Origin of the sequence: Desulfobaculum sp. SPO524, from assembly GCF_044987625.1 — a bacterium.
Classification (GTDB): domain Bacteria; phylum Desulfobacterota; class Desulfovibrionia; order Desulfovibrionales; family Desulfovibrionaceae; genus Desulfobaculum.
The window spans coordinates 847,946-862,977 of record NZ_JBJDSB010000002.1; the positions used below are offsets into that span (position 1 = coordinate 847,946).

Here is a 15,032-nt window from a genome sequence, read left to right on the forward strand (position 1 = left end):
TTCTGACCACCACCAACGTGTGCGGCGCGGCCACCTTGGCCGCGCCGCACTGCCATGAGAGAGGACAGAGTGCATATGAAGACCGAAACGCGGCGCAACATACTGCTGGTTGCCGTCTTTGCCGTGTTGACCGTTGGGCTGTGGCTGCTGCCCACGGGTTACGAGGACCGTGTGGCGCAGGACGCCGTCCGGTGCCGGGGGACGGTGCTGTCTGTGGATGACAGTCAGGTGATGACCATAGGGATGATCCGTAAGGGCGAGCAGGACGTGACCCTGCGCCTTGAGGACGGCGCGTACGCCGGGCGCGAGGTGCGCGGCGTGAACCAACTGCTGGGAATGCTGGACCGGGACAAGCTCTTCCGCCCCGGCGACAGCGTCCTTGTGGTGCTCACTCTCGACCCGGATGGCGGCATCGCCAGTGTGAACCCGCAGGCGCATTACCGCCTTGGGCTGGAAGGGGTGCTGCTGGGGCTGTTTGCGCTACTGCTCGTTGCTTATGGCGGGTGGACCGGCGCCAAGGCGCTGCTGTCCTTTGGCTTTACGGCGTTGATGGTGTGGAAGGTGCTGGTTCCGCTGTTTTTGGATGGGTACGATCCGCTCCTTGTCAGCCTTGGCGTTACGGCTTTGCTGTGCGGGGGGATTATCTTTCTTGTGGCCGGAGTATCGCGGCGGGGCGTGACGGCGTTTTTGGGGGCCTTTCTCGGCGTGCTGACCAGTTGCGTGCTGGCGGTGTACTTCACGCAGCGTCTGCATCTGCACGGCGCAGTGCTCCCCTTTGCGGAGACCTTGCTCTACTCGGGCTTTGGACACCTGAACCTTGTGGAAATTTACGTGGCGGCGGTGTTTATTGCCGCGTCGGGCGCGGTGATGGATCTTGCCATGGATGTGGCGGCCTCCATGGATGAGGTGGTCCGAAAGCGCCCGGACATCACCCGCGCCGAGGCGCTGCGGTCCGGCCTGCGCGTTGGGCGCGCCGTGGTCGGCACCATGACCACCACACTGCTGCTGGCGTATTCCGGCAGTTTTATCACGCTGCTCATGGCCTTTATGGCGCAGGGCGTTCCCCTCGCCAATACCTTTAACCTCATCTATGTGGCGGCGGAGGTGCTCAAGACGCTGGTGGGGTCCTTTGGGCTGGTGACGGTGGCGCCGTTTACGGCGTGTCTTGGTGCGGTGCTGTTGGTGCGCCGTGCGCCGGAGCCAGCTTCATCCGGCGCGGCGCGTGGCGAGGAGGTTTCGCCACGTGTTGCGCCCAAAGCTGCGTCCTAAGCTGTACCAGATGCGACGCCAAGCGTCGTTGCCGATACAGCGCAATAGGCTACGCCCCGCGCGCGAAAGTGCTTCGCGCCCGTTTGCATATCGACCATCATTCTCACCGCACCACATCCCCGCCGCTATGTATCGGCAGAGGACGGCCCCTGCTCCGGCGGGGGCTTTTTTGCGGCGCTGCTTCCGCGCGGGATGTCGTGGGTTTTGAGCAGGGCGTAGAGGCGGGCGCGGGAGAGGCCGGACACATCGCAGGCCTGCGGCACACTGCCACCGCACAGGGCCATAAGCTCGCGCAGGTAGTGCTGTTCCGCATCGGCCATGCGCTGGGCGCGGTAATCGCGAAAGCTTGGGAAGTCGTCTGTGGCCAGTTGGTCCAGCCCGCGTCCTTGGGGGCTGGGCGTAGCCTTGAGCCGCGCCCGCGCCCTGTGCACGCGGATGGCCGTTGGCAGGTGCCGGGGAAAGAGCGTGCCCGAACCTTTGGCGGCGGAGATGGAGCACGACACCGCGCTGAGGAGTTCACGGACGTTGCCCGGCCAGTCGTAGCTCTTGAGGGCTTCAAGGTACTCCGGCGAAAAGCGCTTGGTGCCGCTGCCTACGCGCCAGCCGTAGCGGCTGATGGAGTGGCGCACCAGCTCCTCAATATCCTCCCGCCGGTCCGTGAGCGGGGGCAGGGTGATGAGAATGGTCTTCAGGCGAAAGAGCAGGTCGCGGCGGAATTCCCAGTGCTCCACAAGGGCGTCAAGGTCGCGGTTGGTGGCGGCAATAAGGCGGAAGTCGCTGGATTCCTCGTGCCTGCTGCCAACGGGCCGGAAGCGGTGCTCCTGCAAAACGCGCAGAAACGCGCGCTGGGCGGAGAGGGGAAGCTCGCCCACCTCGTCAAGGAACAGCGTGCCGTGGTTGGCCTGTTTGACCAGTCCGTCGGCTTTGCGGTCCGCGCCGGTAAAGGCGCCCTTTTCGTGACCGAACAGAGTGCTTTCCACCAGTTTCTCCGGCAGGGCGGCGCAGTCCACCACCACAAAGGGACCTTCTGCCCGGGCGCTGTTTTCATGGATGGCGCGGGCGAAAAGCTCCTTGCCGGTGCCAGTGTCGCCGGTGATGAGCACTTCCGAGTCATTGGCCGCCGCCTGCGCCACAACGTCGAGGCAGGCGCGGATGGCGGGGCTGGAGCCGATGATGCGGCTGCGGTGCAGGACGGGAGCTTCGTGTTCAAGGGCCTTTTGGCGGTAGTCGATGGCCCGGAGTACGGGCAGTTTGATGTCGCTGATGCTGGCGGGCTTGGCAATGTAATCCCACGCGCCGCTGCGGATGGCCATTTCCGCCCCGTCCGGGTCCCCCGCGCCGGTGAGGATGATGACCTCCGGCTCGCACGGGCAGGCGCGGAAGTCCTGCAGCGAGGCCAGCCCGTTGCCGTCGGGAAGCCATACGTCAAGGAGCACCAGCAGATAGTCCCCGCTGGCGGCTTGCTCCAGCCCTTCCTTGAGAGTGGCGGCCTCCACGGGGGTGTGTCCGATGTTTTCGATGACGCGGCACATGGCGTCGCGGAAGAGGTGGTCGTCGTCAACGATGAGTATTGCGGCCATGTATCCTCCCTGTGTAGCTCTGCTGGGGCAGGGTCCACGGGCGTGAATCTGTCCGGCGCGGGGCGGCTCCCTTTGCCGCGCCGGGCTTTTGGCGTTCTACCGCCGGGGGGCGCGGCGTTTGCCCAGCGCCTCGGCCACGGCGTTGGAGAGGTCGCTCAGGCTAAAGGGTTTGCCCAAAAAGCCCTTGGCCCCAAGGCGGCGTACTTTGCCGGGGGTGAGCGTGTCGTTGTAGCCGGAGCACAGCACAATGGGCAGGTCCGGGCAGAGAACGCGCAGGCGGCGTGTCATCTCAATGCCGGACATGCCGGGCATGGTGACGTCGATAAGGGCAAGGTCCACGGCATCCGGGCGCTGTTCGAGCCGAGCAATAGCCTCGGCGGCGCTGCGGCTGGTGGTCACATGGTAGCCAAGGCGCGTGAGCGCGGCGCGGGCGCTGTCGCGGACGCTTTTTTCGTCGTCCACCACCAGCACGCGGCCACGTCCGGGTTGGGGCTTGGCCGTGGTGACGGCGATGATGTCGCGGTCTGGCTGGTCGTCGTGCAGGGGAATGGCAACGTGGAAGACGGTTCCGCGCCCCGGCGTGCTCTCGGCCCGGACCATGCCGCCAAGCTCTGCGATGATGTTGTGCACAACGGTGAGCCCAAGGCCGGAGCCTTTGGCTTTTTTGGTGGTGTAGAACGGCTCGTAGATGCGCTCCAGCACGGTGGGCGTCATGCCTTCCCCGGTGTCGCGCACGCGCAGAAGGGCGTAGCCGCCGGGGGTGAGGGCGTGGAAGCCGTTTGGCGCATCCTGCGAGACGGTGACCGCGCTCACCTCCACCCGCAGGGTGCCGCCGGAGGGCATGGCCTGCACCGCGTTGGTGCACAGATTGACGATAACCTGATGCACCTGCGCCGGGTCCGCGAGGACGATGTCGCGCTCTCCACTGTGGTCAAGGACCACTTCAATGGAGGAAGGGATGAGCGGACGCAGGAGCTTGAAGCATTCTTTAGCCAGTGAGGTCAGGGAAAAGGGTATGGCTTTGCCCATCTTGCGGCGGCTCAGATTCAGAATTTGCTCCACCAGCCCGGCGGCGCGCCGTGATGCGGAGAGAATTTGCGTAAAGGCGTGGTGGGCGGGATGGCTGTCTGGCAGCGCCTCCAGCCCCAGCTCCGCATGCAGGATGATGGGGCTGAGGATGTTATTGAAATCATGGGCGATGCCGCCCGCCAGCGTGCCGATGGCTTCCATTTTTTGCGACTCGCGCAGTTGGCGCTCCAGTTCGGAAATTTGCGTCATGTCGCGCCAGACGCTGACGTACCCCAGCACCACGCCGCGCTGTCCCCTGATGGGGGAAATCATCTTTTCCGTTTGAAAGGTGCGCCCGTCGCGGGCGGTGTTCCAGCACAGGCCGGTCCATGTTTCCCCTTGCTGCACCGTACGCAGAATGGCCCGGAGTTGGCGTTTTTGCCGCGTGCCCTCGTAGAGCACGTCCACCTTCTGCCCCCGCATGTGGTGCGCGGGGTAGCCGGTCATGGCCTCAAAGGCTTGGTTGACGTATTCGATGGTCAGGTCGCTATCCATGATGATCATGGCTTCCGCGGCCTGCTCGATGGCGGTGGCGAGGCGGATGCGTTCCTTTTCCGCCTTTTGTCGCTGGGTGATGTCCGTAAAGAAGACCACGGCCTGCCGGAAGGCGCCGCCGCCGTCGGAAAAAGGGATGATGCGGGCGTTGTAGACGCGGCCCGGACGGCAGATGTCGTCGTATTCCACAGGCTCGCCAAGGCGCAGGCTCTGGTGGAGGATGGCCTTGCGAAAGCGCCCGGCGTCCTTGTTCATCAGGGAGAAGAAGTTGCGGCCCTTGAGCTTGCTGCGGCTGGTTCCCACCATGTGCGCCAGCCGCTCATTGCTCATGAGGACGGTACCGCGCTCATCAAGCAGGACGGCGGCGTCCGAGGTGGCGGCCAGAAGCTGCTGCACCATTTGGCAGGCTTCCTGCCGCTGCGAGCCGGGGCCAAGGCAGGGCCATTGGCCTTGTGCTGTCTTGGGCGGCGAGACCTTTGCGCACATACCGTCCTCCTCGGTGTGCTGATGGACCTTCCTTCATTGTCTGCTCCCAAAAGGCAGGTGTTGTCAAATCCGCAAAAGTCCCGGCGCGGCAGGGGCTTGCGCTGGCCGTTCAAAAGTCTTGTTGAGCAAGACGCCGTCCAGCGGCGGCCCGGCGCATGGGGCTGCGGCCCATAATGCCCTGTGAGCGCAGGTATTTTCGGCCTACGGACTCCGGCGGCCGCCGCCTGTCTTGCCGCGTGGGACATAATCTTGCGGGACAAGACATTTTCTCCCTGTTTTGGAGCCGGAAGACGCGCCTCGCGCCGGGGCCAGAGTCGGTAAGGCCTTGAAATGGCTGCCCTTCCGTAATGCGGCACGATTCGTGGTCTGGAGGTGGTAGTAAGCCACCCCTTCCCTGGGATGCGCGCAAGCGGCACAGGACAAGGAGGAACGACCATGAGCAGTCGCATAGGCGTCTATGTCTGCCATTGCGGAACCAACATCGCCGGAAAGGTAGATTCCACCGGCGTTGCGGAGTTCGCCGCCGGACTCAAGAACGTGGTGGTGGCGCGTGATTACAAGTTCATGTGCTCGGACCCCGGGCAGGACCTTATCATCAACGACATCCGTCAGATGGGCGTGAACCGCGTTGTGGTGGCCTCCTGCTCGCCCCGCCTGCATGAGAAGACCTTTCAGAATGCCCTCGCCCGCGCCGGGTTGAATCCTTACCTCTTTCAGATGACGTGCATCCGCGAGCATTGCTCGTGGGTGACGGAAGACCCGGCCGAAGCCACGGACAAGGCCAAGAAGCTGGTCGCGGCGGCGGTCAGCCGTGTGAATTGGCATGCCCAGCTCTACTCGCGGCAGGAGGCCGTGCACCCGGACGTGCTTGTTGTGGGCGGCGGGATTGCGGGCATTCAGGCCGCGCTGGACGTGGCAAAGTCCGGGCACAGGGTGCATCTGGTGGAGCGCTCGCCCTCCATTGGCGGGCATATGGCGCAGTTTGACAAAACGTTCCCCACGCTGGACTGCGCGGCGTGCATCTCCACCCCCAAGATGGTGGCCGTGGCGCAGGAGCCGAATATTACCCTTATGACCTACAGCGAAGTGGCTGAGGTCTCCGGCTTCATCGGCAATTATACCGTCACCGTGCGCCGCATGCCCCGTTACGTGAATATGGACCTGTGTACCGGCTGCGGCCTGTGCCTTGAGAAGTGCCCGCGCAAGGTTCTGAGTGAATTCGATGAAGGCATGGGCGTGCGCAAGGCCATCCACCGCAATTCGCCCCAGAGCGTGCCGAATACGCCCGTTATCGACGCGGACAACTGCATTTACTTCAAGAAGGGCAAGTGCGGCGCGTGCCAGAAGAATTGCCCCTCCGGCGCTATCGACTTCACCCAGCAGGAGACTACGGAGACCTTCCAGGTCGGCAGTATTATTCTTGCCACGGGCTTTGACGCCCTCGACCCCACCAGCCTCGAACAGTACGGCTTTGGCCGCTATGACAACGTGCTCACGGCCCTACAATTCGAGCGGCTGAATAACGCCGTCGGTCCCACCGGGGGCAAGATCCAGCTCAAGGACGGCACACCGCCGAAGAGCGTTGCCGTCATCCACTGTGTGGGCAGCCGCGACGTGAACCACCACGAGTACTGCTCCCGCGTGTGCTGCATGTACGCCCTCAAGTACGACCACCTCATCCGCGACAAGGTCGGGCATGATGTGGACATCTTCAATTTTTACATCGACATGCGCTGTTTCGGAAAGGGCTACGAGGAGTTTTACCGCCGCGTGCAGGAGGAAGGCGTCACCTTCCTGCGTGGACGCCCGGCAGAGGTGACCCGCCACGCCCTGACGCCCGAGGAAGAGGGCAAGCTCATCGTGGTGAGCGAGGATACGCTCCTTGGCCGCGTGATGCGGGTGCCGGTGGATATGGTCATCCTGTGTACGGCCATGGAGGCCAGAAAGGACGCCCCGGACGTGGCGCGCATATTTGGCATCCCGCAAGGGCAGGACGGATTTTTCCTTGAGGAGCACCCCAAGCTGGGGCCGGTGTCCACAGCGACGGATGGCGTGTTTATCGGCGGCACCTGTCAGGGACCTAAGGATATCCCGGATGCGGTGTCCCACGCCTCTGGCGCGGCGGCGCAGGCGCTGTCTCTGGCGGCCAAGGGCGAGGTGTCCATTTCGCCCACCACATCGCACATCAATCCCGATGTGTGCATTGGCTGCAAGACCTGCATCGGCCTGTGCGCGTACTCCGCCATCGAGTTTGACGAGCGGCGCGCAGTGAGCGTGGTGAACGAAGCCATGTGCAAGGGCTGCGGCAGTTGCGCCGCCCACTGCCCAAGCGGCGCGGCGCAGATCAAGCACTTTACGGAGCGGCAGATATTCGCGGAACTGGAAGGCCTGCTTGCGCGGCGCCCTGCACCGGCGGGGACTGAGACCCAGACGGAACAAGGCGCCGAAGACGCGGCGCAGGCCAAGGCGTAAGTGGCGCGCCGGTGTCCGGGCTGGTCCCGGCGCCGGCACATTGGGGACGAAACGCCGGACGCCTCCGGCAGCAGAGAATCCGGGAGGAAAGGCATGAGCGACTTTGAACCCACCATCGTGGCATTCGTCTGCAACTGGTGCACCTATACCGCCGCAGACCTGGCCGGGACGTCGCGGATGGTTCAGTCCCCCAACGTACGCCTTGTGCGCATGATGTGCACAGGCATGGTGGACCCCAAGTATATCCTCAAGGCGCTTCTTGGCGGGGCGGACGCGGTGCTGGTTTCCGGCTGCCACCCCGGAGACTGCCACTACATTAACGGCAACTACAAGGCCCGCCGCCGTGTGAAGCTGATTCAGGAGCTGCTGGCGCAGTACGGCATAGACGAGCGCCGCGTGAAGCTCACATGGGTGGGGGCGAGCGAAGGCAACGAATTCGCCGAAACGGTCAACAATCTGGTGGCCGAAATTCGGGAACTGGGCCCAAGCGAGGTCCGGGACATTCAGGCCATCTAGGAGACCCGTCATGGCAACCACGGCACAACTCACAGTGAAGGACAGGGACCCCCTCGGGACCGTTCAGGACTTTTTGTCCATGCTCCTTGCGCAGGGCGAGGTGGCGGCGGTGTTTGTGCCCCGGCATATGCCCGGCGGCGGCCCGGTGATGCCCTCCCTTGTGACGGATACGGCGGAGCTGGCTACGGCAGACCCCTTTGCCCCGTCGTTCCCGCTCAATGCCGCGCGCCTTGTGGCGCGCCTGAGCCGGGGCGAAACCGATGGCACGGTGGCTGCGGTCCTGCGCCCGTGCGAGATACGCGCCTTTGTGGAGCTGGTGAAGCTGAACCAAGGCAGTATCGAGAATCTGTTGATTATCGGTGCGGACTGTGCGGGGGCCTTTGCCAATGCCGAGTACGCGCGCTTTGTGGGCGACAGGGACCCCGTAGCCGCCAGCCGCGAGTTTGCGGCCACGGCGCTGAAGACGCCGTGGGAGGGCGAGCCAAAGCTCGCCAAGGCCTGCATGGCCTGTGAGCACCCTTCGCCCGAGGGCGCGGACATCATCATTGGCGGCTTTGGCGTGGACCGCGAAGGCTGGCTGCCCCTTCTGGCCAAGACTCCTCGTGGCGAAGGCTTGCTCAGCCGTCTGGAGGTGCCGGACAGCGAAGCCGCCTCTGGGCGTGAGGACGCGCTGCGGGCCGTTGTGGACCGGGCGGTGGCCTTCCGCGACGCCATGTTTGAGGAAACACGCGGGCAGGTGGGCAGCATCGCCGGGTTGGCGCAGTATTTGTCCGGCTGTGTGGGGTGCTACAACTGCCGCGTGGCCTGCCCGGTGTGCTACTGCCGCGAGTGCGTCTTTGTCACCGACGTGTTTGACCATGACCCGTGGCAGTACATGGACTGGGCCCGGCAGAAGGGCGCCCTCAAGATGCCGACGGATACGGTGTTCTTCCACCTGACGCGGCTGGCGCACATGAGCACCGCCTGTGTGGGCTGTGGTCAGTGCTCCAATGCCTGCCCCAACGACATTCCGGTTATGGAGCTGTTCCGCTCCGCCGCGCAGAAGACGCAGGCCGCCTTTGACTACGAGGCAGGGCGCGATCCTAACGAGCCGCCACCGCTGGCCGTCTTTCAGGAGAAGGAATTCTCCGCCATGACGGGCGGGACGGATTAGGCCCATCACGGACGCACAGCAAGCGAGGACGCCATGAAAAAGAGATACGGAGCGGTTGTCATCGGTGCCGGTATCGGCGGGATACGCGCCGCGCTGGACCTTGCCGAGACAGGCCAAAAGGTGGCGCTGGTGGACCGGCGTCCCACCATTGGCGGCCTGCTGATGCAGCTTGATTATCAGTTTCCCAGCGACCACTGCGGCATGTGCAAGATGCTTCCCCTGACCGAGAGGGATTCGTCCAGCCAGTTTTGCCTGCGCAAGGGACTGTTTCATAAGAATATCGACATCCACCTGTCCACGGACCTTGTGGCGGTGGAGGGCGACCCGGGCACGTTTCAGGTGACGCTGTCCAAGCGTTCCGGCTTTGTGGACCCGTCGCGGTGCATTGGCTGTGGTGAATGCTCCGCCGTGTGCCCCGTTACCGTGAGTGATGACTTTAATGCCGGGCTGAGCGAGCGGTCGGCTGTGTATCTGCCCATGCCCCTTGCCATCCCGAACCATTATACCGTGGACCTCGACCATTGCCGCAGGTGCTGGCAGTGCTTCGAGACCTGTCCCACAGGCGCCATCGACTTCAAGTTCAAGGAGCGCGAGAGCTTTGGCGTGCTCATTGCCGAGGCGGACGACGCGGTCTACGCCGAGCTTGAGGAATGGTTGAAGAGCCTGAACTTCCCTGTGGAGCGCGCCCGCACCGGTGAAGAGGTGCTGGCCCGCGTGAGCGAGCAGGCCGCGCCGCGGATGGTGCTCTACGGGATGACCCTGCCGGGCGAGAGCGTGGAGCGCGTGGTGTCGCGCGGTATTGAACTGCACCCGGAGATGCTCTTTCTGCTCATGGGCGGCGAGGAGGAGCGCGAACGCGCCGAGGCCCTTGTGCAGGACGGCGCCAGGGCCTTTGTGCAGACGCCGCTGGAAAAGGCCGACTTTGTTCCGTGGCTGGATAAGCTCTATATGCGGCATGTCACGGACCAGCCCTTCTCGGTAGAGGCGGCGGCTGTGGTGCTGGCCGCGGGCTTTGACTGCTACGACCCGGCAACGGACCCCTTTGGCGGGGCGGATGTGCTGGGCTACGGCAGTGTGCCCGGCGTTATGACGTCCTTGGAGTTTGAGCGCCTTGCCAGCTCCACCGGCCCTACGGGCGGACGCCTGCTTGTGCCGGGGACGCAGCGGCCCGCCCGGCGCATAGCGTGGCTGCAATGCGCTGGCTCGCGCGATGTGCAAAAGCGCGCGTCCTACTGCTCCAGCATCTGCTGCATGATTTCCATCAAGGAAGCCCTGCTGGCGCGCAGGCGCCTTGGGCCGGAGACGGAAACCGCCATCTTTTACATGGACATGCGCACCTTTGGAAAGGATTACGAGATGTACCGCCACAGCGCCGAGCACGACGCCGGGGTGCGGTTCATCCCTGCGCGTATCCATTCCGTGACGCCCGTGAACCTGCACGACCCCGCCGAAGGGTTGGTGGTGGAGTACCTTGGTGCGGACGGCACGCTGGTGCGCGAGGTGTTCGACATGCTGGTGCTGGCCGTAGGCGCACGCGCCCCCAAGGGCACGCGAGAGCTTGCGGACGCCGCCGGTGTGGACCTGAACGACCACGGCTGGTGCCAGACCCAGTATTTTGATCCGTCCCGCACCAGCAGGCTTGGCGTGTACGCGGCTGGCTCCTTCGGCGCGCCGCGCGACATTGCGGAGACCATCGTCACCGCCGGCGCGGCGGCGGCCGAGGCTTCGCGCCTTATCAACATCTACGCCCCCCTCAAGGAGCAGCAGCCCGACCCCGAACCGGAATACCGCGATGTCTCGCGCGAGACGCCGCGAACGCTGCTCGCCCTCTGTTCCGCTTGCCCCATTCTTGAACAGCGCGTGGATATGGATGACCTGACGCGCCGCCTGTCCGCCATGCCCAATGTGGTGCGGGTGGAGCATGTGGAGCGCGCCTGTACCGGCGAGGGCTGGGAGCGCATTGTGGCGCTGACCAACGAGGTAAAGCCCAACCGCCTGCTCATTGGCGCGTGTATGCCCTACGCCTATGTGCCGCGCCTGCGCGAGCTTGGGGCGTCCATAGGCCTCAAGCCCGCGCTCATGGACGTGGCGGACATCTATACGCCGCTCTTAGCCCACGACGCAGAGGTCAACGGCACCACCACACAGGAGAAGGTCTTTGCCGCCCTGAATATGGCCGCAGTGCGTTTGCAGGACGCGGACCCCTCGCCTTTGCCGCCGCCGCAGACCGTGGCGCGTGAGGCTTTGGTCCTTGGTGGCGGTTTGGCGGGTATGACGGCGGCCATGAGTGTTGCTGACCACGGCTACAACGTCTGCCTGGTGGAGGAGGGCGAAGAGCTTGGCGGGCTGGCCCGTCACCTGCGCACCACCCTGCAGGGAGAGGACCCGCAGAAGTACCTGACGGAGCTTGTGGAACAGGTGGAGAAGCACCCCAACATCACCGTACGGACCGAGTCGCGGGCCGTGCTGTCCATGGGCCGGGCCGGACGCTTTATGAGCGTAATATCCACCCCGGACGGCGCGCTGCCCCTTGAGCACGGCGTGTCCATCATCGCCACCGGCGGGCGCGAAGGCCGCATATGGGACTACAGCTACCGCGTGGACAAGCGCATTCTGAGTCAGCTTGAGCTGGAGGACGCGCTGGCATCGGGCACGCTGGATACCGGCGGCCTGCGCAGCGTGGTGATGGTGCAGTGCTGGCGCTCGCGCGATGGGCACCGCAACTACTGCAGCCGGGTGTGCTGCCAAAGCGCGCTCAAGAACCTTTTGCATATCAAGCGTAAGAACCCGGACGTACAGGTCTACGTCTTCTACCGCGACATCATGACCTATGGCTTTGCCGAGGACTTCTACACCGAGGCCCGCAGACAGGGGGCCATCTTCATCCGCTACGACGTGGACAGCCCCCCGCAGGTGAAGGCCGAAGGCGACGACGTGGTGGTACGCGGCTACGACCCCGTCCTGCGGCGCGACATTGAAATACGCCCGGACCTTGTGGCGCTGGCCACAGGCATAGAGCCGGGAGAGAACGCGGACATCGCCGAGGTGTTTGGCGTGCAGACCGACGAGAACGGCTTCTTCCGCGAGGCGGAGTCCAAGTGGCGGCCCGTGGACTTTCTGAAGCAGGGCGTCTTTGTCTGCGGGCTGGCGCGGGGACCGGGGTCCATGGCCGAAACGGTGGCTTCCGCCAAGGCCGCGGCCCAGCGCGCGGTACGCATCCTGAGCGTGAAGCGCCTCACCTGCGGCAATGTGGTGGCCGAGGTGCGCGACAGTCTTTGCTCCCGCTGTGGTCTGTGCATCGACTTCTGCCCCTACGGCGCGCGGCGTCTTGACCTGACGGAAAACCGCATCAAGGTGGACGAGCTTTTGTGTCAGGGGTGCGGGTCGTGCACGGCGGTGTGCCCCAATAGTGCCAGCGTCATGCGCGGGTTCAGGGACGCCCAGATGATGAAGGTCATCGACGCGGCGCTGACGCGGCCCCTGGTGGCCGAAACAAAGGACGGTGGATGATGCGAGCCGAAACAGCCCAGAACGCGGCACGGGCCGAAAGCCTGCTCAAGGACATCCGCGAGGAGTTGCGGGCCTGTATGCAGTGCGGAACCTGTAGCGCCAGCTGTCCGAACAGCCACGCCATGGACCTGACCCCGCGGCGCATGTGGCGGATGATCCTGTGCGGGCTGGAGGACGAGGTGCTGGCGAGCAATACCTTCTACCTGTGTTCGTCCTGCTACAGTTGTACGCTGCGCTGTCCGCGCGGCCTGCCGCTGACCAGCGCCATGGCCGCGCTCAAGCGCCTTGCCCAGCTTCGCAGTGCGCCGGGGGCGGCGGCGCATACCGCGTTTTACCGCGCGTTTGTGGACAATATCCGCCGGCATGGCCGCGTGCGCGAGGCAGACCTTATGGCGCGGTATCTGCTGGCGGCAAAGAATCCCGGCCTTGCCATGCGCTTTGCCCCCCTTGGTCTGCGGATGCTCGGCAAGGGCAAGGTTCACCCGCTGGGTGGACAGCATGTGGACTGTGACCTGAGCGCGCTGTTTGACGCGGCGCGGGAAAGGGAAGGACTGCCATGACCACATACGCCTATTATCCCGGATGCTCCCTGACCGAGAGCGCCAAGGAGTTTGATGTCTCCACCCGTTTGGTGATGGAGCGCCTTGGGGCCGATGTCAGGGAAATAGACGGCTGGACCTGCTGCGGCGCAAGCGCGGTGGAGTCCGTCAGCAGTACGCTGACGCACGCCCTCCCGGCGCGCAATATCGCCCTTGCCCAGCGGCAGATGCCGGAGGCCGACATCCTTGTGCCGTGCAGCGCCTGCTACCTGAACCACCTGCGGGTGGAAAAGGACGTGATGCCCGATAGGGCGACCCTCTCCGGCGTGAATGACCTGCTGGGGGCCGAGGGTCTCAGCCTTGCGGCAACGGGCGGGCGCGTGCGGCACATTCTGGACGTGCTGGTGAACGACATCGGCGTGCAGCGGCTGCGCGAGAGCATCACAAAGCCCCTTGGCGGGGTGGTGGTTGCTCCCTACTACGGATGCCAAATTGTGCGGCCGCATGCGGACTTTGACAACCCGGAACGGCCCCGGAGCATGGAGCCTCTCCTTGCGGCGCTGGGGGCCGAGGTTTTGCAGTGGGACATGGGAGCGCGGTGCTGCGGCGCGTCGCTTATGGCGACGCGGCAGGATGCGGCGTTGGTTTCCGTGGGGCGCATTCTGGACGCCGCGCACGGAGCGGACGTTATCGTGACCGTATGCCCCATGTGTCAAATGAATCTGGAGGCCTACCAAGCACAGGCCATACGCGGCGGCCACGCCCGGCAGGGACGCCCCGTGGTGTACCTGACCCAGCTTTTGGGGCTTGGCATGGGCTTTTCGGAGGAGGAGATGCTTCTCGGCAGAAACATGGCACCCAAAGGCTCCTACGCGGAGCGCGCGCAGACGCCTGCGGCAGGGGCCGAGGACGCCGTGGAGCCGGGAAACACCTAAACAGAAGGAGGAGGTCATGTTCAAGGACATCATTTTGGCGGTAACGCCTTCGGAGATTTGCGAGTGCGCCGCCGATGCAGCTATCGGCTTTGCCCAGCGCTTCGACGCGAAGCTCTACATGCTGCACGTCTGCGGCATGGCCCAGGGCTGGGGATCGGTGGAGCATCTGGTGCCGTCCGGCGAGGCAGACCGCATCAAGGGCAGCATTGAAGAGTACTACGCGGAAAAGCTGAAGAGTGTGCCCGAATGTCAGGTTCTGGTGACTCCGGGAATGCCGCATGCGGAGATTCTGCGCTCCGCGCGCAAGTATAACGCCGATCTCATCGTCATGGGTCCGCATACCAAGGACTACGCGGAAACGCGCTCCAAGATGTGGGGCATGGCGGGCAGCACTTTGGAAAAGGTCAGCCAGAAGGCCCGGTGCCCGGTGATGATCGTCACGCGCAGCACCCCCTATGGCGAGAACTCCTTCGGCAACATCGTGGTCGCCACGGACTTTTCCGAGCAGGCCGAATGCGCTGTGCACTACGGCGCCCAGCTGGCGCGCAACTACAAGGCCAGCCTCACTATTCTGCACGTTCTGGACGTGGACACCGCAACGGACGCGCACATGCCCGCACAGACTGTCATTGAGCGCAAGACCGCCGAGGCGCTGGAACGCATGGACAGGGAATTCACGGAGCGCCTCGCAGGTGTGCAGCACTTTGAATACCAGTGCTGGGAAGGCAAGCCCGCCATGGAGATTCTGAAGCTGGCGCGTCTGAAGAAGGCGGACCTTATCCTCATGGCGCACCACTCCAAGGAGCAGGACCCTGAGAAGGCCTTCCTTGGGTCCACGGTGGCTCAGGTGGCGCTTAACGCCTCCTGCCCGACCATGAGCATCAACCGCCACTTCGACCTGCGCTGTGGCATGATGTACGACCAGTCCGGACAGGTGGTGGACAGCAAGACTGAAAGCGAAAGCGTGGGCGAAGGCTTGTGACTGCACGGACCGGCGCTGCGGCCCATG

Annotated in this window: 10 protein-coding genes; 8 read left to right on the plus strand and 2 right to left on the minus strand. The window is 64.4% G+C overall.

Going from position 1 to position 15,032, the window contains the following annotated elements:
- The first annotated feature begins 75 nt into the window (after positions 1-75).
- Positions 76-1,269, plus strand: a complete 1,194-nt coding sequence (locus ACI3L3_RS09400; RefSeq protein ID WP_404844855.1) for a YibE/F family protein — start codon at positions 76-78, stop codon at positions 1,267-1,269.
- Positions 1,270-1,394: 125 nt separating this feature from the next.
- On the opposite strand, the gene ACI3L3_RS09405 is transcribed toward ACI3L3_RS09400, so the two are convergent.
- Positions 1,395-2,849 carry a sigma-54-dependent transcriptional regulator gene (locus tag ACI3L3_RS09405; RefSeq protein WP_404844856.1) on the minus strand — a complete coding sequence of 485 codons (1,455 nt, stop codon included), beginning with the start codon at positions 2,847-2,849 and terminating at the stop codon, positions 1,395-1,397.
- A gap of 96 nt (positions 2,850-2,945) precedes the next feature.
- Positions 2,946-4,898, minus strand: a complete 1,953-nt coding sequence (locus ACI3L3_RS09410; RefSeq protein ID WP_404844857.1) for a PAS domain S-box protein — start codon at positions 4,896-4,898, stop codon at positions 2,946-2,948.
- Positions 4,899-5,333: 435 nt separating this feature from the next.
- On the opposite strand from ACI3L3_RS09410, the gene ACI3L3_RS09415 reads away from it, so the two are divergent.
- From ACI3L3_RS09415 to ACI3L3_RS09445, 7 genes are all read left to right on the plus strand, one after another.
- Positions 5,334-7,370: an FAD-dependent oxidoreductase gene (locus ACI3L3_RS09415; protein ID WP_404844858.1), complete on the plus strand. Its 2,037-nt coding sequence runs from the start codon at positions 5,334-5,336 to the stop codon at positions 7,368-7,370.
- Positions 7,371-7,463: 93 nt separating this feature from the next.
- Complete coding sequence (locus ACI3L3_RS09420) at positions 7,464-7,886, plus strand: hydrogenase iron-sulfur subunit (protein WP_404844859.1); 423 nt, start codon at positions 7,464-7,466, stop codon at positions 7,884-7,886.
- 10 nt (positions 7,887-7,896) lie between these two features.
- The gene (locus ACI3L3_RS09425) at positions 7,897-9,039 is read left to right on the plus strand and encodes a Coenzyme F420 hydrogenase/dehydrogenase, beta subunit C-terminal domain (protein WP_404844860.1); all 1,143 of its coding nucleotides are present in this window, start codon (positions 7,897-7,899) and stop codon (positions 9,037-9,039) included.
- Positions 9,040-9,072: 33 nt separating this feature from the next.
- Positions 9,073-12,549, plus strand: coding sequence for a 4Fe-4S binding protein (locus ACI3L3_RS09430; protein WP_404844861.1), 3,477 nt, complete (start codon positions 9,073-9,075; stop codon positions 12,547-12,549).
- Positions 12,546-13,109, plus strand: a complete 564-nt coding sequence (locus tag ACI3L3_RS09435; RefSeq protein WP_404844862.1) for a 4Fe-4S dicluster domain-containing protein — start codon at positions 12,546-12,548, stop codon at positions 13,107-13,109. The genes ACI3L3_RS09430 and ACI3L3_RS09435 overlap by 4 nt, the downstream gene beginning before the upstream one ends.
- Entirely contained in the window at positions 13,106-14,023 is a 918-nt protein-coding gene (locus ACI3L3_RS09440; protein WP_404844863.1) for a CoB--CoM heterodisulfide reductase iron-sulfur subunit B family protein, read from the plus strand. Before ACI3L3_RS09435 ends, ACI3L3_RS09440 begins: the two co-directional genes overlap by 4 nt.
- A 16-nt stretch (positions 14,024-14,039) precedes the next feature.
- Entirely contained in the window at positions 14,040-15,005 is a 966-nt protein-coding gene (locus ACI3L3_RS09445) for a universal stress protein (RefSeq protein ID WP_404844864.1), read from the plus strand.
- Positions 15,006-15,032: the final 27 nt, after the last annotated feature.

What these genes read in the sequence shown, in the direction of transcription:
- ACI3L3_RS09405 (WP_404844856.1), bottom strand. Translation starts at nt 2,849, where the DNA reads ATGGCCGCAATACTCATCGTTGACGACGACCACCTCTTCCGCGACGCC.
- ACI3L3_RS09420 (WP_404844859.1), top strand. Translation starts at nt 7,464, where the DNA reads ATGAGCGACTTTGAACCCACCATCGTGGCATTCGTCTGCAACTGGTGC.
- ACI3L3_RS09410 (WP_404844857.1), bottom strand. Translation starts at nt 4,898, where the DNA reads ATGTGCGCAAAGGTCTCGCCGCCCAAGACAGCACAAGGCCAATGGCCC.
- ACI3L3_RS09435 (WP_404844862.1), top strand. Translation starts at nt 12,546, where the DNA reads ATGATGCGAGCCGAAACAGCCCAGAACGCGGCACGGGCCGAAAGCCTG.
- ACI3L3_RS09440 (WP_404844863.1), top strand. Translation starts at nt 13,106, where the DNA reads ATGACCACATACGCCTATTATCCCGGATGCTCCCTGACCGAGAGCGCC.
- ACI3L3_RS09425 (WP_404844860.1), top strand. Translation starts at nt 7,897, where the DNA reads ATGGCAACCACGGCACAACTCACAGTGAAGGACAGGGACCCCCTCGGG.
- ACI3L3_RS09415 (WP_404844858.1), top strand. Translation starts at nt 5,334, where the DNA reads ATGAGCAGTCGCATAGGCGTCTATGTCTGCCATTGCGGAACCAACATC.
- ACI3L3_RS09445 (WP_404844864.1), top strand. Translation starts at nt 14,040, where the DNA reads ATGTTCAAGGACATCATTTTGGCGGTAACGCCTTCGGAGATTTGCGAG.
- ACI3L3_RS09430 (WP_404844861.1), top strand. Translation starts at nt 9,073, where the DNA reads ATGAAAAAGAGATACGGAGCGGTTGTCATCGGTGCCGGTATCGGCGGG.
- ACI3L3_RS09400 (WP_404844855.1), top strand. Translation starts at nt 76, where the DNA reads ATGAAGACCGAAACGCGGCGCAACATACTGCTGGTTGCCGTCTTTGCC.